Genomic DNA, 20,171 nt, shown 5'->3' on the forward strand with positions numbered 1-20,171 from the left:
ATCAGTCTCCAACGGGTTCGAGGACGACGTGCCCGACCGCGGTGTTGCTCGCGGGCACATGATAATGGCGGTGAAGCGCGCGCGTGGTCTTGCCCAGCGCGCCGCGCATGATCAGCCACATCACCATCTCGATCCCCTCCGAACCGGTCTCGCGGAGATATTCGATGTGGGGGATGTGGCGCAGATCCTGGGTGTCGCCTTCCAGCCGGTCGAGGAAGCGATTGTCCCAGTCGCGGTTGATCAGGCCCGCGCGCGTGCCCTGGAGCTGGTGGCTCATGCCGCCGGTGCCCCAGATCTGCACGTTGAGATCCTCGCCATAGCTGGCGACCGCGCGCGCGATCGCCTCGCCCAGCGCCCAGCAGCGATTGCCCGAGGGCGGCGGATAGGTGACGACGTTGACCGCGAGCGGGATCACCGCCGCCGGCCATTCCTCCGGCTGGCCGAACATCAGCGACAGCGGCACGGTCAGCCCGTGGTCGACCTCCATCTCGTTGATGATGGTCATGTCGAACTCGTCGAGGATGCAGCTCTGCGCGATGTGCCAGGCGAGGTCGGGATGGCCCTTCACATTGGGCACCGGGCGCGGCCCCCAGCCCTCGTCGGCCGGCTTGAACTCCTCGCCGCAGCCGATCGCGAAGGTCGGGATGATCTTCATGTCGAACGCGGAGGCATGGTCGTTATAGACCAGGATCACGACGTCCGGCTTCTGCTCGCGTTCCCACGCGCGCGTCCAGTCGTAGCCGGCGAGCGCCGGCTTCCAATAGGGTTCCTCGGTCTTGCCGAGGTCGATCGCGGCGCCGAGCGCCGGAATGTGGCTGGAGGCCACGCCGGCCGTGATGCGTGCCATCTTACTTGCGATCCTTCAGCGAGCGGAGCCCTTCGGGGGAGCGGCCGCCGGCGATCATCATCGCCTGATAATCCTCAAGGCTCATGCCGCTCATCGTGCTGACCGCCTGCAGGAAGCTCTGCCCGTCGGTCGAGAAGACCTTGGAGAGGAAATAGATGTTGCCGCCGAGATCGAGCAGCCTGTTGTAGTCGCGATCGAGCACCGCCTGCTTCTGCGCGTCGGTCAGCTTCCATTCGTTCAGATAGGCGCGCTCGTCCGCCTTCCAGCGTTCGCGGTTCTCCGCCTTCATCAGGCTCATCGCGAACTGGTTGAGGTGATAGCCCTGCCGCGCGCGCTTCGCGGTGAACACGCGCGTGCCCGGAATATCGTCGAACTCCGCCAGATAGGCGTGGATGTCGATCGGGCCGCCGGTCACAATCCGCGCGCCTTCAGCTTCGCGTCCAGCCGCGGGAAGACGCGGCGGGCATTGCCCTCGAAGATCGCGCCCCGTTCCTCCTCTGAGATTTCCAGCGCGTCGACATAGCGCTTGGTGTCGTCGAAATAAAAGCCGGTGGTCGGATCGATGCCGCGCACCGCGCCCACCATCTCCGAACCGAACAGGATGTTCTTGTTCGCGATCACGTCGGCGAGCAGGTCGACGCCCGGCTGGTGGTAGACGCAGGTGTCGAAGAAGATGTTGTTCATCAGGTGCGTGTCGAGCGCCGGCTTCTTGAGCATGTCCGCCAGCCCGCGATAGCGACCCCAATGATAGGGCACCGCCCCGCCGCCGTGCGGGATGATGAAGCACAAGGTCGGGAAGTCGGCGAACAGGTCTCCCTCCAGAAGCTGCATGAAGGCGATCGTGTCCGCGGCGATATAATAGCCGCCGGTCGCGTGCATCGCCGGGTTGCAGCTTCCCGAGACGTGGATCATCGCCGGCACGTCCAGCTCCACCATCTTCTCGTAGAACGGGTACCAGTAGCGGTCGGTCAGCGGCGGGTGCTGGAAATGGCCGCCGCCGGGATCGGGGTTGAGGTTGCAGCCGATGAAGCCGAGTTCGGTCACGCAGCGTTCCAGTTCCGCGATCGAGTTGGTCATGTCCGCCTTGGGCGATTGCGGCAGCATGCAGACGCCGACGAAGGTCTCGGGGAAGAGGTCGACGACGCGGGCGATCAGGTTGTTGCAGCGATAGGCCCATTCCTTCGCCATCGCCTCGTCACCCACATGCGGCGCCATCGCCGAGGCGCGCGGGGAGAAGATGGTGAGGTCGGCGCCGCGTTCCTTGATCAGACGAAGCTGGTTGGCCTCGATCGTCTCGCGGATCTCGGCGTCACTGATGTCGGGATAGGGCGGCGCGGCCTCGCCCGCCTTGAACGCGGCCTTCTGCGCCTCGCGCCATGCGTCATGCGCCTTGGGGAGGACGGTGTAGTGGCCGTGGCAATCGATGATCAGGCTCATGCGGCTTGGTCCCTTTCGCGCCCCAGCAGGACCGCGAGCTTGTCGTTGAGCGTATGCGGCGCACTGAGCCCGAGGGCGCCCAGCGCGCGCTGGCGCTGCACCGTGCCGCGCGTCATCGCGCTGCCGGTGCCGAGCGCGTCGAGCGTTTTCACCACCTCGTCCATCTCGGCGGCGCGGCGGATGCCGTGGGTCAGCATCCGTTCGAGATTATAATCGGCCTTCGCCGCCCAGTCGGTGCCGGGCCAGCTCGCATTGAGCGCCGCCACCGCCTCGTCGCGGATGCCCGCGGCCTCGGCGGCCAGGATCCATTCGGCGGTCAACGCCTCGAGCCCCTTGACCATCACCGACCGGATCATCTTGATCGCCGACGCCTTGCCGACACCGCCCTCGACGATGATGACGTTGGTGAAACCCACCGCCGCCAGCCGCTCGCGCGCCACCCCGGCATGGGGGCCGCTGACCAGCAGCGGCACGGCGAAGCGTAGCGGGTGGACCGGCGCCAGCACCGCGACATCGACATAGCGACCACCCGCCGCCTCGATCACCCGCGCCGCCGCCCGCTTGGTCTCCGGCGCGACGCTGTTCATGTCGAACCAGAGGGAATTTAGGGGGAGAAAGGGGGCACAATCGTGGGAAACCAGGGGGACTTTATCGGCGGTTACGAGGCAGAAAATCGTCTCCGCGCCGGCCAGCGCCTCGGCCGCGCTGGCGCAGCCGATGACCCCTACGGCCTTGTAATCCGCGCATTTTTCGGCGGCGGTGGCCGGATCTTCGGTCTTCACGTCATAGGCGCGCGCGCCGGCCGCCGCGAAGGCAATTCCTGCTTCTCCAAAGCCGATGAAGGTGAGCGATGACATGGCGTATAGCCAACATAGCGCCCGCGCCGCCGCCAATCGGATTGGCCGCGGGGCTATTCGGTTTCCTGAAGTCTTGTTGCACGGGCCGCCGCATGGACCGCGTCGAGCAAGGCGCGCTGGCGTGCGGTCGGCCGCCAGTTCGCGGGGGTGCTGATGCCGATCGTGCGCCCCGCGCGCGCCAGCGGCGGGCCGATCTGCGCGAGCATCCCGGCCTCCACCTCCATCGCGATCTGATCGGGCGACAGCAACGTCAGCAGGTCGCTTTGCGCGAGCAGCCCGCGGATGACCATCACCGATCCGCATTCGATCGGCACCGCGGGCAGCGCGTGGCCGGCGAACAGCGCCTCCCAATGTGCGCGCAGCGGCGTGCCGGCGGGGCCGACCACCCATTGCTGCGCGCAAAGTTGCACTATGTCGGGTCGCGCACCTGCCAGCGGATGGTCGGCGCGGGCGAAGATGGCGAGTTGATCCGTGAACAGCGGCACCTGCGCGATCTCCGCAGGCGGATCCTCGCGCAGCGCACCCACGGTCAGGTCGATCACGCCATCGACCAGCGGCTCGATCAGTTCGCGCCACGATCCCTCGACGACATCGAGCACCGTGCCCGGCGACGTCCGCAGGAAGGCGGCGAGCGCGTGCGGCAGCAGCAGCGCGCGGCTGAGCGGCATCGCCCCGATCGCGATGCGGTCGACATCGGCGCCATCGCCGCGCGCCTCGACGATGCCCGCGGCGATCTCGCGCTCTGCCAGCCGCACGCCGCGCGCCATCGCCCGGCCGGCGGTGGTCAGCATCACGCCGCGCCCGCGCCGCTCGACCAAAGGCGTGCCGCAGATCTGCTCCAGATCGCGCACCGCGCGGTGGATCGCGGGCTGCGACGCGCCGCTGGCGTCCGCCGCGCCGACGAAGCTTTGCGCATCGCTGAAATGGAGGAAGGCTTCGAGCTGGGTCGCGGTCATCAGCCATTCGGGGCGGGTAAAGCCCCGCGCCGATCGCCGCGCCCCCGCCGCCAGGCAGTCCAGCGCCCGTTCCGCCCGCTCGGCGAGCGCCTGCCCCGCGGCGGTCGGCATGACGCCGTCCGGCCGGCGCTCGAACAACGTCACCTCCAACTGCCGTTCCAGCTTGCCCAAGCCCTGCGTCAGCGCCGGCTGCGACAGCCCGACCACCTCCGCCGCCCGGCTGAGGCTGCCGCGCGACACCACCGCGGCGAGCGCGCGAAGGTGGCGCAGGTTGAGATCGAAGGAACGGACCATCGCTTCACCTATCGCAAAAACTTATCGCAGTCGGCAAGTTCGAACAGGGCGCTGCGCGGCGACGGGCTAGGCTTCCGTCACTTGCCCAGAGGAGTGTCGAATGGCTGGACGCGTCGTACAGAATATCGCCCGCGCCGATGCATCGGTGATCGACGGGCTGGCGGAGGCCGGCGTCGCGACCGTCCATGAGGCGCAGGGCCGCATCGGCCTGCTCGGCCATTATATGCGCCCGATCTACCCCGGCGCCCGCATCGCCGGCAGCGCCGTCACCATCTCCGCACCGCCGGGCGACAACTGGATGGTGCATGTCGCGATCGAGCAGCTCCAGCCCGGCGACATCATCGTGCTCGCCCCCACCTCGCCGTGCCTCGACGGCTATTTCGGCGACCTGCTCGCGACCAGCGCGATGGCGCGCGGTTGCCGCGGGCTGGTGATCGATGCCGGCGTGCGCGACGTGCGCGATCTGACCGCGATGGGCTTTCCGGTCTGGTCGAAGGCGGTGTTCGCCCAAGGCACCGTCAAGGCGACGCTCGGCAGCGTCAACGTGCCGATCGTCTGCGCCGGCGCCGCCATCGAGGCGGGCGACGTGATCGTCGCCGACGATGACGGCGTCTGCGTCGTCAAGCGCGCCGATGCCGCCGCCGTGCTCGACAAGGCCCGCGCCCGCGAGGCGGCCGAGGCCGACAAGCGCGAGACGCTGGCGGGCGGCGTGCTCGGGCTCGACATCTACAAGATGCGCGAAAAGCTGGAGGCGATGGGGCTGCGCTATGAGTGAGGGCGTGCGCTGCATGTGGATGCGCGGCGGCACCTCCAAGGGCGCCTTCTTCCTCGCCTGCGACCTGCCCACCGATACCGCCGCGCGCGACGCTTTCTTGCTGAGGGTGATGGGATCGCCCGATCCACGCCAGATCGACGGCATGGGCGGCGCAGATCCGCTGACCAGCAAGGTCGCGGTGGTGAGCAGGTCGGCGCGCGCGGGCGTCGATGTCGACTATCTGTTCCTGCAGGTGTTCGTGGACCAGCCGATCGTCACCGACAGCCAGAATTGCGGCAACATGCTCGCCGGCGTCGGCCCCTTCGCGATCGAACGCGGGCTGATCGCGGCTGGCGATGGCGAGACCCGCGTCGCCATCTTCATGGAGAATACCGGTCAGGTCGCGGTCGCGACGGTGCGGACGCCGGGCGGCGTGGTCCGCTATGAGGGCGACGCCCCGATCAGCGGCGTGCCGGGCACCGCGGCGCCCATCCCCCTCGCGTTCCGCGACACCGCCGGCTCCTCCTGCGGCGCGCTGCTGCCCACCGGCAACGGCGTTGACGAGATCGACGGCGTGAAGGTGACGTTGATCGACAATGGCATGCCCTGCGTCGTGATCGCCGCCAGCGACGTCGGCATCACCGGCTATGAGGATCGCGAGACCCTGGACGGCAATGCCGCGATGAAGGCGAAGGTCGAGGCGATCCGTCTCAAGGCCGGCCCGCTGATGAATCTGGGTGACGTCAGCGAGAAATCGGTACCCAAGATGATGCTGGTGGCGACGCCGCGAGACGGCGGCGCGATCGCCGTCCGGTCGTTGATCCCGCACCGCGTCCACGCCTCGATCGGCGTGCTCGGCGCGGTCAGCGTCGCGACCGCGTGCCTTGTCGACGGGTCGCCGGCGCAGGCGGTGGCCAGGGTGCCCGAAGGCGCCACCAAGACGCTGGGCGTCGAGCATCCCACCGGCGTCACCGAATGCGTCGTGACCGTGGACGCCGATGGCGCGCCGGTCGAGGCGGGGATGCTGCGCACCGCGCGTAAACTGATGGACGGAGAAGTCTTCGCATGAGCACCGACGAACAAGGCCGGATCAGAAGCTGGACGCTGACGCCGTCGCAGCCGCGCTACGAGCCCCCCGCCGGCGCGGTCGATGCGCATTGCCATGTGTTCGGGCCGATGGCGGACTTCCCGTTCAGCGCCAAGGCCAAATATCTGCCGCAGGATGCCGGCCCCGACGCGCTGTTCGCGCTGCGCGAGCGGCTGGGCTTCGCGCGCAACGTGATCGTGCAGGCTAGCTGCCACGGCACCGACAACCGTGCGACGTTGAACGGCATCGCCGTCTCCAGCGGCACCTGCCGCGGCGTCGCGGTGGTCGATCCGGCGATCGGCGACGAGGAACTGGATGCGCTCCACGCCGGCGGCATCCGCGGCGTGCGCTTCAACTTCCTCAAGCGGCTGGTGGACGATGCGCCGAAGGACAAGTTCCTCCAGGTGGCGCAGCGCATCCAGCGGCTCGGCTGGCACGTCGTGGTCTATTTCGAGGCCGACATTCTCGACGAGATGAAACCGTTCCTCGCCGCGATCCCGACCCCGATCGTGATCGACCATATGGGCCGGCCGGACGTGACGCATGGCCCCGACGGCCCCGACATGACCGCGTTCCGCGCGCTGCTGGACAGCCGCGACGATATCTGGACCAAGGTCACCTGCCCCGACCGGCTCGATCCCGCGGGGGAGCCCTATGCCGATTTCGTCCGTTCGGTGCGCCCGCTGGTAGAGGCCTATCCCGATCGCGTGCTGTGGGGCACGGATTGGCCGCACCCCAATATGGAAACGCGCATTCCCGACGACGGCCGGCTCGTCGACGTGATCCCGCAGATCGCGACCACCGCCGCGTTGCAGCACAAGCTGCTCGTCGCCAATCCGATGCGCCTTTACTGGCCGGAAGAAGCATGACCCGGACGATCGCCGGCCGCGCCGTCCATCCCGTCGGCCTGGGCTGCATGGTGCTGAGCCACGCCTATGGCACGCCGCCGGACCGCGAGGCGGCCGGCCGCCTGCTCAACGAGGCACTCGACCTCGGTTACGACCATCTCGACACCGCCGCGCTCTACGGCTTCGGCACCAACGAAACGCTGATCGGCGAAACCATCGCGCACCGCCGCGACGCCTATTTTCTCGCGTCCAAATGCGGGTTGACCGGAGTCGACGACAAGCGCGTGATCGACGGGCGCCCGGAAACGCTGCGCAGGACGATCGACGAGGCGCTGACCCGGCTCAAGACCGATCGCATCGACCTCTATTATCTCCACCGCTGGGACAAGGCGGTGCCGATCGAGGAGTCGGTGGGCGAACTCGCGCGGATGATCGAGGCCGGCAAGGTCCTGTCGATCGGGCTCAGCGAGGTTTCGGCGGCCACCTTGCGGAAGGCGCATGCCGTCCACCCGATCGCAGCGGTGCAGAACGAATATTCGCTCTGGTCGCGCAACGCGGAACTCGGCGCGCTGGAGGCTACGCGCGAACTGGGCGCCGCGTTCGTCGCCTTCTCGCCGCTCGCGCGCGGCTTTCTTGCCGGCGGCGTGCCCTCGGTCGAGGCGCTGCCGCAGGGCGACATCCGTCGCGCCATGCCCCGTTTCCAGGGCGAGAATTTCGCGCGCAACCGGGCGCTGCTGGCCGAACTCACCGCAATCGCCGTTCATCTCGACGCGACACCCGCGCAACTCTGCTTGCGCTGGCTGGCGGACCGGGCCCCGCATGTCGTGACGATCCCCGGCACCACCAACACTGCGCATCTGCGCGAGAACCTGGCGAGCGAACTTGCACCGTTGCCCGGCGCCGTTGCCGACACGCTCGACCGCCTGTTCCGGCCGCAAGCGATTGCCGGCCCGCGCTATCCCGCCGCGACGCTCGCCGAGATCGATACCGAAGAGTTCGCCTGACGACAGCGGCGGGGCGGCAGCATGCAGCCGTGCCTCAACCGCGACGTCCCAAATTGCTTATCGCTCGAAGCCGAAGCGGCTGAGCAGTTCCGCGCGCGTGGCCGCCTCGCGCTTGCCCGGCGGCACCCGCTTGCCGGTGACGCGCTCGAACCGGTCCGGCCCCACCTGCCGCCACCAGGGCAGGTCGATCGGCCCCGCCTTCTGCTTCAAGTGCAGCAAATATTCGTCGAGCGTCCGAAAGCGCTGTCCGAACGCATAGGGCAGCCCTGCCCGCCCGCCGGACGCACGCTCCGGAGCCGTCGTTTCGACTTGCGCATGCTTGGCGGGATCGGCCTGCGCGCCTTCCAGCGGCAGTGGCCGGAAAGGACTGCCGGCGGTCGCCGCGGCCGCAATGATCAGGCTTATCGTCACGCAACTCAACATGGCGCAAGAATCCTTACATGTCTATTGCCACACTAAGTTTCTTGTGGTCCCTATCGCCCCATCACGAGTATCGGGAGGGTTAACATGGGGTCACCGTTAGTTCGTTTTGACTCGGATGGTTCGATCATCGACAAGAGCGATGCGAAGGCCACCCAAGTCATTGACGCAAGGATTGCGCTGGGTGCAATCGGCGTGCCCGGCAGCGTCATCGCGGCCGAAGCCGACACAACTTTAACCGGCAGCCTGTCTGGCACCGAGACGGAAGATTTGATCGCGATCGAGCTTGTTGCCGGTCAGACCTATAGCTTCGCCTATCGCGGAACCGTCGAAGGTGGCATCGAGGATCCGTATCTGGCGCTGTTCGGGCCGGGCAACGCCTATATTACCGAGGATGATGACGGTGGTGCCGGCCGTACGTCCCAGATCACTTATACCGCGACCGTAACGGGTACGCATTATCTCTATGCAACGTCCTGGTATACGCTCGAATATGGCGATCCCACGCTGGATACCGGCAACTACACCATCGACGTCTGGGAACAGGATCCCGCGAAGGATGCGCCGGATACGATCGAGGGCGCCGAGGTTCTGACCCCCGGTGAGACGACCTTCGGTTATCTGGATTCCGCAACGGACATCGATCTCTACCAGATCACCGCCGAAGCCGGGAAAGTCTATTCCTTCACCTATGCCGGCGGCATCGCTGGCGCCGCCGAACTGGGAGATCCGTTTCCCGGTGAAAATATCGGCTATGTTTCGGTCTACGATTCCGAGGGCAATCTGGTTGCCGATGGTCTCAACTATGAGACCGGCGTCAGTTTCTTCGCGGAGACCGGGGGCACATATTACGTCCAGGTCGAACCCTATGACCCCTCGTTGCTGGGCGGTTATACGCTCGACGTCAGCGAGATCGACCCTTCGGACCTCGACCCGCTGGATTCGATCGACTGGCAGAGTGCCGCCAACGTACCCTTCGTCGATGTCGACGGGGTGCCGACCGCCTATGTCTATTTCGCCCCCGCCGGCGAGAATTTCGGCGAACTGGGTGACGACGGCAACCCGATGATCACCTACGGCTGGCAGCAGTTCCAGATCGATGGCGTGATGAAGGCGCTTGGCGAGTTCGAGGAAATTCTCGGCGTCAATTATGTGATCACCACCGACGTGAACCAGGCGACGTTCCGTCTGCTCACCACCGAATCCGAAGAATATGGCGCCTATTTCTACCCGCGCGATCCGAGCTACGGCACCCAGCAGGGCATCGCCGCGTTCAATCTGCTGAGCGGCGGTTTCACGTTGCCGGCCAGCCTCCAGCCGGGCGGCTTCTCCTACGCCGTCATCCTGCACGAATTCGGCCACGCCCATGGCCTCTCGCACCCGCACGACAATGGCGGTGGCTCGGACATCATGCTGGGCGTCACCGGATCCGACTCGCTCGGCGTCTATGACCTCAACCAGGGCGTCTACACCGTCATGTCCTACAATGATGGGTGGGCGACGCATCCGAGCGGGCCATTGACGTATAGCCGCGCGAACATCGGCTATGGCTGGTCGGGCTCGCTCAGTGCGTTCGATATTGCCCAGTTGCAGACGCGCTATGGCGTGCATGCGCAGAATGGCGGCAACACGCTCTACCGCCTCGATGACGCCAATGTCGTTGGCACCTTCTTCGAGACGATCTGGGATACCGGCGGCACCGACATCATCCGCTACGACGGCGCCCGCGACGCGCACATCGACCTGCTCGCCGCGACGCTCGACTATTCGCCCACCGGCGGTGGCGTCGTTTCCTATGTCGACACCATCTATGGCGGCTACACGATCGCCAACACCGTGGTGATCGAGAACGCCAACGGCGGCAGCGGTGACGACGTCATCCTCGGCAACGACGTCCGCAACATCCTCATCGGCAATGCCGGTGACGATACGCTGATGGGCCGCGCCGGCGACGATATCCTCTACGGCTATGCCGGTAACGACGTCCTCGAGGGCGGCGACGGCAACGACACGCTGCGCGGCGGTCTCGGCAACGACACGCTGGATGGTGGCGACGGCAACGACTCGCTGCTCGGCGAAGAAGGTGACAACATCCTCATCGGTGGCGCGGGCCGCGACACCGTCTATGGCGCCGGCGGCGTGGATACGATTGATGGCGGCGACGGCAACGACACGCTCCGCGGCGGCGTCGACAATGACGTCATCGAGGGCGGTGCCGGTGACGACACCATCCTCGGCGAGACGGGTGACGACATCATCACCGGCGGTGCCGGTCGTGATACGATGCTGGGCGGAGCGGGTGCCGACACCTTCGTGTTCGAGGATGTGACGGACAGCACGGCGGCGTTCCGCGACGTCATCCGTGACTTTGCCAAGGGCGACGACCTGATCGATCTCAGCGCGATCGATTCGGGCGCGGCCGGCGGCGCCTTCTCGCTGGTCTCGTCGTTCAGCGGCACCGCTGGCGAACTCGTCGTCACCAATGTCGGCGCGTTCCAGCAGATCCGCGGCGACGTGAATGGTGACAGCATTGCCGACTTCGCGATCCTCGTCACGGTCACGGGCGGCTCCCTCGCCGCGGCTGACTTCGTACTCTGATACGGAATGCACCTCCCTCCGCCCCGGCGGAGGGAGGTGCGACCGATCGGGAAAGACGGGCACCGGCACAGCGCCGGTGCCCTTTTTTGCGCCCCGGCGGATCGGACGTGGCGCAGAGGAGCGCCGTTCGGTGCAGCCGGATTCCCGCGGCGTCGGGAACGCGTTCAAAATGCCCTTTCGCTCCCTTGCAATTTGTAAGCAACACATACAGTATTGCCTCATAATCAATGGGCTGGGATGAGGAGCCGAGGGCCATGACGTGGATCACCAACCGCTGGTATGTCGCCGGGTGGGATTCGGAGGTCGATCGCACGCCGGTTGCGCGCACCATCTGCGGCGAGCCGCTGATGTTCTATCGCAAACTCGATCGCAGCGTCGTCGCGATGCGCGACGCCTGCCCGCACCGCCTCCTGCCGTTGTCGATGGGCTATAAGGAAGGCGATTCGGTGCGCTGCCGCTATCATGGCCTGCTCGTGGGGCCGGACGGCTGCGCCACCGAGATGCCGATCAAGAGCGAACGCGTGCCAAGGGGTGTGTGCGCGACGCTCTATCCAGTCGTCGAGAAGCATCGCTTCGTCTGGGTATGGATCGGCGATCCGGCGCGCGCCGATCCCGAGCTGGTGCCTGATTTCTGGCCGTGCAGCACGCCGGGCTGGACGTTCGACGGCGGCTATAACCGCGTCGGCTGCGACTATCGGCTGATGATCGACAATCTGATGGATCTCAGCCACGAAACCTGGGTGCATCAGGGCTCGATCGGCCAGCATGAAATCACCGAGGCGCCGATCGAAACCGAAGTGCGCGGCGAGGAGGTGCTGGTGCGCCGATGGATGCCGGGGATCGAACCGCCGCCGTTCTGGCGTGACGCGCTGCGCTCCGCCGGCCCCGTCGATCGCTGGCAGGTCTGCCACTTCCTGCCGCCGTCTTCGGTGCTGATCGACGTCGGCGTGTCGCCGGTCGCCGCGGGCGACACGATCGAACGGCATGATTCGGGCGTGCGCGGATTCGTCGTCGACGCGATGACGCCGGAAACCGAGACCAGCACGCATTATTTCTGGGGCATGGCGCGCAATTTCGACGTCGATGATCCCGGCTTCACCGCTCGCTTCAAGGCGCAGCAGGGCCGTGTGTTCGACGAGGATGTCGAGATTCTGGAGGCGCAGCAGCGCTCGATCGACGCCAATCCCGATCTCAAGCTGCGCGGCTATTCGATCGACGAGGGCAGCGTGCGCGCGCGCGGGATCATCCGCAAGCTGGCCGCCGCCGAGTTGGCCGATGCCGGCTGAGATCGGCCTCGGCGCGCTCGATACGATCCTGGGGCTGCGCATCCGCCGCGCGCATGGCGCGGTGCAGCGGCACTTCGCCGATCATTTCGCCGCGCTCGGCCTCACCCAGAAGCAGGTTTCGGTGCTGTGGCTGGCGGGCGACCACTCCGACCTCGCCCAGACCGACCTCGCCGCCGCGCTCGACATGGACCGCGCGACGACGATGACGATCGTCCACGCGCTGGAGAAGCGCGGTCTGCTCGCCCGTGCCCCGTCGCCGGGCGACCGCCGTCGCATCGCCTTCCGCCTGACCGCACAGGGCCATGCGGCGCTCGCCGCGGCACGGAGCGCGATCGCCGAGCACGAGGCCTGGCTCACCGCGCGCTTTACCGCTGACGAACGTGCCACGCTGGAGGAATTGCTCGCGCGCATTCATGGCTGATTTTGTTGTGTAGCATAACAGTATCTCTCAAGACGGACAGGCGGTGCCTGACGGCGTGGGCGGAACCATAAAGAAGGCGCGGATCGCGCACGGCGAATGACGAGGAGAGAATGATGGCAATCGATCCACGCGCGGTGATCGAAGATGCGCCGATGTCGCGCTTCCAGTGGAGCATCGTCGCGACCATGATCGGCCTCAACGCGCTCGACGGATTCGATGTGCTGTCGATCAGCTTCGCCTCGCCGGGCATTGCCGCCGAATGGGGGATCGACCGCGCCGCGCTGGGTATCGTGCTGTCGATGGAACTGGTCGGCATGGCGATCGGATCGCTCGTGCTGGGCGGCATCGCCGACCGCATCGGCCGGCGCGCGACCATCCTTTCCTGCCTCGTGCTGATGACGATCGGGATGATCGGCGCGGCGACATCCGCCGGTATCGCCGCGCTGTGCATCTGGCGCGTCCTCACCGGCCTTGGCATCGGCGGGATGCTGGCGGCGACCAACGCCGCGGTCGCCGAGGCGGCGAACGCGAAACAGCGCTCGCTCGCCGTCGTGCTGATGGCGGGCGGCTATCCGCTCGGCACGATCGTCGGCGGATCGGTCTCCGCGCTGCTGCTCGCGCACTATGACTGGCGTGCGGTGTTCCTGTTCGGCGCGGTCTGCAGCGCGCTGTTCGTGCCGCTGGTGCTGTGGCGCGCGCCCGAATCGATCGCCTTCCTGATGCACAGCCGCCCCGCCGGCGCGCTGGCGCGGATCAACCGCACCCTCGTCCGCATGGGCCACGCCCCCGCAACCGCCCTCCCCGCCCCAGAGACGACTGGGGCACGCAAGGTGCCGGTCGTCGCGCTCTTCTCGCCTGCGCTGCTGCGACCGACGGTGGTGCTGACCATCGCCTATCTCACCCACATCATGACCTTCTATTTCATCCTCAAATGGATCCCGAAGATCGTCGTCGATATGGGCTTCCCCGCGCCGCAAGCGGCGGGCGTGCTGGTGTGGGCGAGCATCGGCGGCGCCACCGGATCGCTGGTGCTGGGGCTGCTGACCGGCCGCATCCGCGTGCTGGCGCTGACGATCACCGCGATGCTCTTCTCCACCGCGCTCGTCATCCTCTTCGGCCAGGGCCAGAGCGACCTCGCCGCGCTCTCGGCCGTCGCGGCGATGGCCGGCTTCGCCACCAACGCCGGCGTCGTCGGCCTCTATGCGCTGGTGGCGCAAGCCTTCCCCACCAGCGTCCGCGCGACCGCGACCGGCTTCGTCATCGGCATCGGCCGCGGCGGATCGGCACTAGCCCCCGCACTGGCGGGCTTCCTGTTCGCCGGAGGCTACGGGCTGCCGACGGTGGCGCTGCTGATGGCGCTGGGCTCGGTAATCGCGGCGGGCGCGTTGATGGCGCTGCGCGGCCGCGAAAACGGCTGACGAACGACCGGCTGGGCGGCGGATCGATCAAGGCCGCCGGCCCGCTCGCGGCGATACGCCGAAGGCTCGACGGAAGGCATGGCCGAAGGCGCTCTGCGACGTATAGCCCACCGCCTGCGCTGCCTGCGCGACCGCCACGCCACCGCGGTTCAGTGCCGTTCTTGCCGCCATCAGCCGCCACGTGCGCAGATAGGACAAGGGCGGCTGCCCGACCCGGCGCGTGAATTCCGCAGAAAAGGCAGCGCGAGACATGCCGGCGATGCCCGCGAGACGCGCAACCGTCCAGGGTTCCGCCACGTCGGCATGGATGGCCCGAAGCGCCCGGCCGAGCCGCGGATCGGAGAGCGCACCAAGCCAGCCCATCGGCGCCTGCCGACCATAGGCACGGATCGCCTCCACCAGCAGGACGTCGGCAAGACGCGCACTGACGATTTCGCGGCCGGGCAGATCCTCGTCGATCTCCTTGCCGATCAATTGGAGGATCGTCGCGATGGTGCCGGATGCGGGCGCGGCGCCCGATATGATCAGCGCGTCAGGCAGCATGTCGAGGAAGAAGCCGGCTTCGGCGGCGTCGATGGTGACCGTGCCGCCGATTGCGATCACATCGTCTCCGCCGAGACGCGCCACGTCACCGCCGGCGTCGTCATAAACTGCCTGTCCATCGATGGGTGCGAGGCTCGCGTCGCTGGCGACGGTATAAGCGGTGCGACCGAGGAGGCAGACGTCCCCGGCGCTCAGCAACTGCGGGTCTTTGTCCGGGCGCAGCAGCCACTGGCTACCCCGCAGCATCGCGACGAACTTGAGCCTGTCCAGCGCTGGGAAGGCCAGCGCCCATTGGCCAGCGGCCTCCATGCGCGTCCGTCGGCTGATCCGTGCGCCGAGCACGTCGAGAATGTTCGACAGCGGATCAAGGCTCGATTTAGACGAATGCGACAATTCCATGGATTAGATCGCATAGATCATCTTCGCACCGCTGCCTATCTCCTGTTCGAAGGAGACTGATGATGAGCATTGCCGACAAGGTTGTGGCGATCACCGGGGCCAGCAGCGGCATCGGCCGCGCAACCGCCAAACGGCTGGCGACCGAGGGCGCGTTGGTCGTGCTCGGTGCCCGCAACGAGGCGGCATTGCGCACGGTGGTGAAGGAGATCGAGGCGGCAGGCGGCCGGGCGGCGTTCAGGGCGACGGATGTCCGCAGCCGGCGGGACCTCGAGGCACTCGTGTCGCTGGCGGTCGAGCAGGGCGGCCGGCTCGACGCAATCGTCAACAACGCCGGTATCGGCCCCATCTCGCGCTTCGATGCACTGCGCGTCGAGGACTGGGACGCGATGATCGACGTGAACCTGCGGGGCACGCTTTACGGCATCGCCGCCGCGCTGCCGGTGTTCGAGCGGCAACGTTGCGGGCATGTGATCAACATCGTGTCTACGGCCGGGATCCAGATGGTCCCCACCATGGGTGTCTATGCCGCGACCAAGAATGCGGTGCGCACGGCGACCGAGGTGCTGCGGCAGGAGGCCGGGCCGCATCTACGCGTGACCGAGATTTCCCCGGGGATGATCGGGACGAACTTCGTCGACGGCATCACCGACGAAGCGTCCAGGCGGATGATCGAAGACCGGTTCGGCGATATCGCGATTTCACCGGACGCGATCGCAAACGCCGTGCTTTATGCGATGGAGCAGCCGGCCGAGGTCGCCGTCGGCACCATCGTCATCCGGCCGACGGCGCAGGGATGAGCGCCTGACGATCCTGCGCGGCGTTCAGGACCCGACGAGCGAGCGCCGCGCCATCGCCTTTTCGAGGTCGGGATCGACAGTGCAGCGATACGACCCGGCGTCGGCAGCCGCCCCCTTGCCCTGATAGCGCGCCGCCTGCGGATAGGGGCAGAGCTTTCGGGTCAGCACGTCCTTGCCGTCGATGCGTTTCGCGGCGGTGATCTGCTGCGGGGCCTGCCCCCGTTCCACCCAGCGGATCAGCGCCCACAGCATGTCGCGGCCCGGATCGTTCGGCCAGGTGGGCTGGCCGGAGGCGCCGAAGGCGTCGGGGCCGGGGCCGCCGCGGCAGTGATACATGCCGGGAACCATGAACAAGCGCACCGCCTCCCCAAGCCTCGCGGCGCCGCCATGGGCGCGGGCCAACGCCGCAAAATAGTCGATGGTGGGGCCCGCGTTGGTGGAGGGATCGGCCCAGCCTTGGTAGAGGATCGCCTTGCCGCCCGCCTTGATGAACGGCGCGATCGCCAGCTTGTCCGCGCGCAGTTCGGGCATCGCGCGGTTGGCGGCATCGAGATCGGCGGTAGGGCGGAAGCCGTCCTCGTTCCAGTTGGGGTCGTTGTAGACGCCGTCCGCCCACATCGCGCGCAGCAGTGGAGAGGGCGGCCCCGGGCGGGTGCGGACTCCGGGTAGCAGGCCCCCGTCCATCGCCCTCCCCTGCTCGTCCCTCATCGGCGAGACGATCGTCTTCAGCATCGCCAGCCTGGGGGCGGTGAGACAGCGACCGGTCTGGCCGGGCTTGCACAGCAAGGTCTCGACGCGGAAGCGGCAGGCCATCGGGTTGGCGATGATGCCGTCGACCACCCCATCCGCCGCGTCGCAGGCCGCAGTCGCCTTCGCCTCGTAGAGCGACCAGTCGGCATCGGTCAGCCCGGCGTCCGGCATCTGCTTCTGCTGCAGCGAGAACCACATCATCCGCACCGACTGCAGCGGCATATAGGGCCCCGGCGCGCCGGCGATCACGCCGTCATAATCGCCCGGATAGTTCTGCATTTCCTTCAGCGCCTGCCGGCCGCCCCCCGAGCAACCGGTGAAATAGCTGCGGTCGACCGCGCGGCCATAGAAGGCGGCGGCGAGCCGCTTGGCGGCGCCCGTGGTCAGGTGGACGGCGCGATGCTCATAGTCGACGCGCGCCTTGGGATCGGCCATCCAGCGCGCCTGGCTGGCCTTGTGGCCGCTGTCCGTGGTGACGGTGGCGAAGCCCTCCGCCACACGCTGGCTCATATCGATATAGTTGTAGACACCGGCGTCGCCGCCCACCCCGGCGCCGAGCAACCGGCCGTTCCAATTGGCAGGCAGCCATAACTCGAACCCGATATTGCCCTCGATTACCGCTTCCACACGGCAGAAGGGCACCGAGACCGGCAGCCCGCGATAGGGTCCGCGGCTGTTCGGCGCCTCCCACGCCGGCGGCGGCGCGATGGGCGTGGCGCCGGTGACTTTGACATCGCCCGCATGCGTGCCGGTCAACGCCGCGCAGCCGGCGAGCGCGGCCGCGATCAGCCCTGCCATCAGAACTTCACTGCCGCCGTGACGGAGATCAGCCGCGGGATCGGGTTGGCCGACTGCGGATCGAAGCCGTTGGTGGTGTCGACGAAGGGCGGATCCTCGTCGAACAGGTTGCGAACATCCGCCGACAGGGTGACATGTTCATTGAGTTCATACCCCAGCGACAGATCGAACGTGTCGTAGTTGCTCACGTCCTGCCGCGGCGTGACGCTGTTGTTGAAATAGCCCCGCAGATGGTTCCAGGTGAAGCGCCCGCGCACCCCGCCCCACTTGACGCCGATATCGGCCTGGCTGCGGAAGCTCTGGGTGAAGCCCAGCGTGTCGGCGACGTCGATCAGCCCGGCGCCGGGCACCGCCTCGAACAGATAGTCGAGCAGGTAGGTGCCCTGCACGCCGGCATCGAGCTTCACGTCACCCCATTGCCAGTCATAGGCGAGCACGAAATCGAGCCCGCGCATCAGCGAAGTGCCGAGGTTCTGGCGGCGACCGTCGGCGATGAAGGTGACGTCCGCAGGGTTGATCGCGCTGTTGATCGGCAGGCCCGAGGCGAGCAGCGCCGCGATCTCCGCCTGGCTCGGATCGAACTGGACGAAAGAGTCGTAGACCGGGTTGGTCAGCAGCCCCGGCGTGCCCCGCAGCGCCTGGATCTGATCGGTATAGTCGATACGGAAATAGCTGAGCGAGGCGACGAGCCCCGGAATGTCCTCGGGCGCCGCTTCGACGCCGAACGACCAGGTCTTCGCCTGTTCGGGCATCAGGTTCGGATTGCCGCCGGCGATGCCGATGCCGATCTGGTTGCCCGCCGGCCCCGGCAGCGTATCGAAATAAAGGCCGGCGCCGCCCGCCAAGGTCGACACCTCGGTAAAGGTCGGCGCGCGGAACGAGGTGCCGTAGGTGCCCTTCAACGTCAGCCCCGGGAAGGGCGCGTAGGTGAGACCGATCTTCGGATTGGTCGTGCTGCCGAAGTCGCTGTAATTCTCGTGCCGCACCGCAAGGCTCAGCGACAGCCGTTCGAAGCCGGGAGATGCGTTGCCGGCGCCGACGATCGGAACGAAGAGTTCGCCGAACACCGCATCGACGTTGCGCTTGCCCGAGTCCGCGGTGGTCACCGGCGTCGCCGCCTGCCCGCTCAGCAGATCGGTGAAGGTATATTCCACGCGATGCTCGGCACCCACCGCGATGCGCACGGCGCCGCCGGGCAGGTCGAACAGCGATCCATCGAGCTGGCCGTTGATCACGTCCAGCCTGGTGCGTCCTGTGATGACGAACAGATTGTCGGTGATGCGCGCCAGCGTATCCGGATTGTTGGCGCCGCCGAACACGTTGAGCGCCGTTGCCGGGTTGGTGTCCGCGAGCGCGCGGGCGAGCGCACCGGCGTTGACGCCGGAGCGGCGGCGGTCCGCCACCTCCTCGGATTCGCCGTGGGCGTAATAGACCGTGCCCCGGAAGTCGCCGAACAGGTTGGCCTCGACGCCGCCCGAAACGTTCCATGAGGAAGCGTGATACGGATTGCGGAGCTGGCCCAGTTCCGGAACCAGCGAGTAGGCGACGTTGACCGAGGTTGCACCCGGCACCGGGCTGACGAAGAAGGGATTGGTGCTTGGCACGGTGGCGTTGACCGTCGGGTTGATCAGCACATCGCCTTCGCGCCGCGAATAGAAGCCATCGGCGAAGACGCGGATATCGTCGGTGATGTCCTGGCTGAACGCCCCGACCACGCTGATCCGCTCCTGCGGCGGGATGACATAGTCGCTATCGCCGTAGAAGCAGCGATTGCTGGTGCCGCGCACCAGCGAACCGACATTGGCGCCGGTGACGCCGCCCGCCGGGATCGCATAGGTGCCACCACCAACGGTGATCGTGCCGGGGTTGCAGTTTGTCACGCGCAGGTCACGCCCGCCGCGGTCGCGATTGTCGTTCTCGTAGAAATCGAGCTCCGATCCGCGCAGCACCTTGTTGGAGGTATATTCGGCGGCGATCATCGCGTTGCCGCTGCTCCATTTGTGCCCCGCGATCGCGGCGAACTGCTTCTCGTCGTAGTTGCCGTCGGTAAAGCCGTAGCGGGCACGGGCCTCGATGCCCGAAAAGTCACGGCGCAAGATGAAGTTCACCACACCCGCGACCGCATCCGATCCGTAGATCGCCGACGCGCCGTCCGCGACCACCTCGACGCGGCCGAGCGCGATCGACGGGATTACCGAGGGGTCGGTAAACTGGCCCTGCGTGCCCTGCGGCGGCAAGCGCTTGCCGTCATAGAGCAGCAAGGTCGCGTTGGTCGAAAGCCCGCGCAGGTTGATGCCGGCGCCGCGCGTCGCGTTGGCCGCGCCATTCTGGGCCGAGCCGCCGGCGCGGTTCGCGCCGAGCGAGACGACCTGCGGCACGCGGCGGAGCAGATCGTTGGTGGAGGTGACCGGCTCCTGCGCGATCGCATCTGCATCGATCGCGATCACGTTCGACCCCACCGGATCGATGCCGCGGATGCGGCTGCCGGTAACGACGATCTCCTGCTCTTCCTTCTCCGAAAGCGGGGGCGCCTCTGGCGCGGGATCGGCGGTCTGCGCGAAGGCCGGCAGAGCAAGGCCGAGGGCGAGCGCGCCCAGCGCGGTGCGGCCCATCAGCAGCGTGGATCGGGTGACGGTCATGTCTCTCTCCTCTGGTCG

The 20,171-nt window shown here is 67.2% G+C and carries 18 protein-coding genes; 9 read left to right on the forward strand and 9 right to left on the reverse strand.

Annotated features, from left to right (window positions below):
- Position 1: 1 nt before the first annotated feature.
- The 5 genes from NX02_RS16760 to NX02_RS16780 are packed head-to-tail and all read right to left on the reverse strand — an operon-like array spanning position 2 to position 4,391.
- Positions 2–847, reverse strand: coding sequence for a class III extradiol dioxygenase subunit beta (locus NX02_RS16760; protein ID WP_025293360.1), 846 nt, complete (start codon positions 845–847; stop codon positions 2–4).
- 1 nt (position 848) lies between these two features.
- Positions 849–1,262, reverse strand: a complete 414-nt coding sequence (gene ligA, locus NX02_RS16765) for a protocatechuate 4,5-dioxygenase subunit alpha (protein ID WP_025293361.1) — start codon at positions 1,260–1,262, stop codon at positions 849–851.
- Positions 1,259–2,284, reverse strand: a complete 1,026-nt coding sequence (locus NX02_RS16770; RefSeq protein WP_025293362.1) for an amidohydrolase family protein — start codon at positions 2,282–2,284, stop codon at positions 1,259–1,261. Before NX02_RS16770 ends, ligA begins: the two co-directional genes overlap by 4 nt.
- On the reverse strand, positions 2,281–3,141 hold the full coding sequence (locus NX02_RS16775; RefSeq protein WP_025293363.1) for an NAD(P)-dependent oxidoreductase: 861 nt from the start codon (positions 3,139–3,141) through the stop codon (positions 2,281–2,283). The genes NX02_RS16770 and NX02_RS16775 overlap by 4 nt, the downstream gene beginning before the upstream one ends.
- 53 nt (positions 3,142–3,194) lie before the next feature.
- Positions 3,195–4,391: a LysR family transcriptional regulator gene (locus NX02_RS16780; RefSeq protein ID WP_025293364.1), complete on the reverse strand. Its 1,197-nt coding sequence runs from the start codon at positions 4,389–4,391 to the stop codon at positions 3,195–3,197.
- Positions 4,392–4,491: 100 nt separating this feature from the next.
- Here NX02_RS16780 and ligK point away from each other — a divergent pair, with 100 nt between their 5' ends.
- The 4 genes from ligK to NX02_RS16800 are packed head-to-tail and all read left to right on the forward strand — an operon-like array spanning position 4,492 to position 8,084.
- Positions 4,492–5,166 carry a 4-carboxy-4-hydroxy-2-oxoadipate aldolase/oxaloacetate decarboxylase gene (ligK, locus tag NX02_RS16785; RefSeq protein ID WP_025293365.1) on the forward strand — a complete coding sequence of 225 codons (675 nt, stop codon included), beginning with the start codon at positions 4,492–4,494 and terminating at the stop codon, positions 5,164–5,166.
- Positions 5,159–6,214 (forward strand): 4-oxalomesaconate tautomerase, encoded by a 1,056-nt coding sequence (locus NX02_RS16790; protein WP_025293366.1) that lies wholly within the window; start codon positions 5,159–5,161, stop codon positions 6,212–6,214. The genes ligK and NX02_RS16790 overlap by 8 nt, the downstream gene beginning before the upstream one ends.
- Positions 6,211–7,101 (forward strand): amidohydrolase family protein, encoded by an 891-nt coding sequence (locus tag NX02_RS16795; protein WP_025293367.1) that lies wholly within the window; start codon positions 6,211–6,213, stop codon positions 7,099–7,101. The genes NX02_RS16790 and NX02_RS16795 overlap by 4 nt, the downstream gene beginning before the upstream one ends.
- Positions 7,098–8,084 (forward strand): aldo/keto reductase, encoded by a 987-nt coding sequence (locus tag NX02_RS16800; RefSeq protein ID WP_025293368.1) that lies wholly within the window; start codon positions 7,098–7,100, stop codon positions 8,082–8,084. The genes NX02_RS16795 and NX02_RS16800 overlap by 4 nt, the downstream gene beginning before the upstream one ends.
- A gap of 57 nt (positions 8,085–8,141) precedes the next feature.
- Here the strand turns inward: NX02_RS16800 and NX02_RS16805 are convergent, their stop codons facing one another.
- A complete protein-coding gene (locus NX02_RS16805; RefSeq protein ID WP_162232690.1) occupies positions 8,142–8,507 on the reverse strand; it encodes a hypothetical protein in 366 nt (121 codons plus the stop codon).
- An 84-nt stretch (positions 8,508–8,591) separates the two neighbouring features.
- Here NX02_RS16805 and NX02_RS30795 point away from each other — a divergent pair, with 84 nt between their 5' ends.
- The 4 genes from NX02_RS30795 (at position 8,592) to NX02_RS16825 (ending at position 14,227) form a co-directional block, all read left to right on the forward strand.
- Positions 8,592–11,102, forward strand: coding sequence for a M10 family metallopeptidase C-terminal domain-containing protein (locus NX02_RS30795; protein WP_084717855.1), 2,511 nt, complete (start codon positions 8,592–8,594; stop codon positions 11,100–11,102).
- A gap of 254 nt (positions 11,103–11,356) precedes the next feature.
- Positions 11,357–12,388 carry an aromatic ring-hydroxylating oxygenase subunit alpha gene (locus NX02_RS16815; RefSeq protein ID WP_025293371.1) on the forward strand — a complete coding sequence of 344 codons (1,032 nt, stop codon included), beginning with the start codon at positions 11,357–11,359 and terminating at the stop codon, positions 12,386–12,388.
- Positions 12,378–12,809, forward strand: coding sequence for a Saro_0803 family transcriptional regulator (locus NX02_RS16820; protein WP_025293372.1), 432 nt, complete (start codon positions 12,378–12,380; stop codon positions 12,807–12,809). The genes NX02_RS16815 and NX02_RS16820 overlap by 11 nt, the downstream gene beginning before the upstream one ends.
- A gap of 113 nt (positions 12,810–12,922) precedes the next feature.
- Positions 12,923–14,227 carry an MFS transporter gene (locus NX02_RS16825; RefSeq protein ID WP_025293373.1) on the forward strand — a complete coding sequence of 435 codons (1,305 nt, stop codon included), beginning with the start codon at positions 12,923–12,925 and terminating at the stop codon, positions 14,225–14,227.
- Positions 14,228–14,254: 27 nt separating this feature from the next.
- On the opposite strand, the gene NX02_RS16830 is transcribed toward NX02_RS16825, so the two are convergent.
- A complete protein-coding gene (locus tag NX02_RS16830) occupies positions 14,255–15,169 on the reverse strand; it encodes an AraC family transcriptional regulator (protein WP_025293374.1) in 915 nt (304 codons plus the stop codon).
- Between the two features lie 59 nt (positions 15,170–15,228).
- On the opposite strand from NX02_RS16830, the gene NX02_RS16835 reads away from it, so the two are divergent.
- On the forward strand, positions 15,229–15,966 hold the full coding sequence (locus NX02_RS16835; protein ID WP_342671261.1) for an SDR family oxidoreductase: 738 nt from the start codon (positions 15,229–15,231) through the stop codon (positions 15,964–15,966).
- A gap of 24 nt (positions 15,967–15,990) precedes the next feature.
- Here the strand turns inward: NX02_RS16835 and NX02_RS16840 are convergent, their stop codons facing one another.
- Together NX02_RS16840 and NX02_RS16845 are read right to left on the reverse strand one after the other, a co-directional pair.
- A complete protein-coding gene (locus NX02_RS16840; RefSeq protein ID WP_025293376.1) occupies positions 15,991–17,514 on the reverse strand; it encodes a tannase/feruloyl esterase family alpha/beta hydrolase in 1,524 nt (507 codons plus the stop codon).
- On the reverse strand, positions 17,514–20,153 hold the full coding sequence (locus NX02_RS16845) for a TonB-dependent receptor (RefSeq protein ID WP_245648622.1): 2,640 nt from the start codon (positions 20,151–20,153) through the stop codon (positions 17,514–17,516). The genes NX02_RS16840 and NX02_RS16845 overlap by 1 nt, the downstream gene beginning before the upstream one ends.
- Positions 20,154–20,171: the final 18 nt, after the last annotated feature.

The sequence above is a fragment of the Sphingomonas sanxanigenens DSM 19645 = NX02 genome (genome assembly GCF_000512205.2).
Lineage (GTDB): Bacteria > Pseudomonadota > Alphaproteobacteria > Sphingomonadales > Sphingomonadaceae > Sphingomonas_D > Sphingomonas_D sanxanigenens.

What these genes read in the sequence shown, in the direction of transcription:
- NX02_RS16805 (WP_162232690.1), bottom strand. Translation starts at nt 8,507, where the DNA reads ATGTTGAGTTGCGTGACGATAAGCCTGATCATTGCGGCCGCGGCGACC.
- NX02_RS16770 (WP_025293362.1), bottom strand. Translation starts at nt 2,284, where the DNA reads ATGAGCCTGATCATCGATTGCCACGGCCACTACACCGTCCTCCCCAAG.
- NX02_RS16830 (WP_025293374.1), bottom strand. Translation starts at nt 15,169, where the DNA reads ATGGAATTGTCGCATTCGTCTAAATCGAGCCTTGATCCGCTGTCGAAC.
- NX02_RS16815 (WP_025293371.1), top strand. Translation starts at nt 11,357, where the DNA reads ATGACGTGGATCACCAACCGCTGGTATGTCGCCGGGTGGGATTCGGAG.
- NX02_RS16840 (WP_025293376.1), bottom strand. Translation starts at nt 17,514, where the DNA reads ATGGCAGGGCTGATCGCGGCCGCGCTCGCCGGCTGCGCGGCGTTGACC.
- NX02_RS16775 (WP_025293363.1), bottom strand. Translation starts at nt 3,141, where the DNA reads ATGTCATCGCTCACCTTCATCGGCTTTGGAGAAGCAGGAATTGCCTTC.
- NX02_RS16780 (WP_025293364.1), bottom strand. Translation starts at nt 4,391, where the DNA reads ATGGTCCGTTCCTTCGATCTCAACCTGCGCCACCTTCGCGCGCTCGCC.
- NX02_RS16795 (WP_025293367.1), top strand. Translation starts at nt 6,211, where the DNA reads ATGAGCACCGACGAACAAGGCCGGATCAGAAGCTGGACGCTGACGCCG.
- NX02_RS16790 (WP_025293366.1), top strand. Translation starts at nt 5,159, where the DNA reads ATGAGTGAGGGCGTGCGCTGCATGTGGATGCGCGGCGGCACCTCCAAG.
- NX02_RS16760 (WP_025293360.1), bottom strand. Translation starts at nt 847, where the DNA reads ATGGCACGCATCACGGCCGGCGTGGCCTCCAGCCACATTCCGGCGCTC.
- NX02_RS16800 (WP_025293368.1), top strand. Translation starts at nt 7,098, where the DNA reads ATGACCCGGACGATCGCCGGCCGCGCCGTCCATCCCGTCGGCCTGGGC.
- NX02_RS16825 (WP_025293373.1), top strand. Translation starts at nt 12,923, where the DNA reads ATGGCAATCGATCCACGCGCGGTGATCGAAGATGCGCCGATGTCGCGC.
- NX02_RS16820 (WP_025293372.1), top strand. Translation starts at nt 12,378, where the DNA reads ATGCCGGCTGAGATCGGCCTCGGCGCGCTCGATACGATCCTGGGGCTG.
- NX02_RS30795 (WP_084717855.1), top strand. Translation starts at nt 8,592, where the DNA reads ATGGGGTCACCGTTAGTTCGTTTTGACTCGGATGGTTCGATCATCGAC.
- ligK (WP_025293365.1), top strand. Translation starts at nt 4,492, where the DNA reads ATGGCTGGACGCGTCGTACAGAATATCGCCCGCGCCGATGCATCGGTG.
- NX02_RS16835 (WP_342671261.1), top strand. Translation starts at nt 15,229, where the DNA reads ATGATGAGCATTGCCGACAAGGTTGTGGCGATCACCGGGGCCAGCAGC.
- NX02_RS16845 (WP_245648622.1), bottom strand. Translation starts at nt 20,153, where the DNA reads ATGACCGTCACCCGATCCACGCTGCTGATGGGCCGCACCGCGCTGGGC.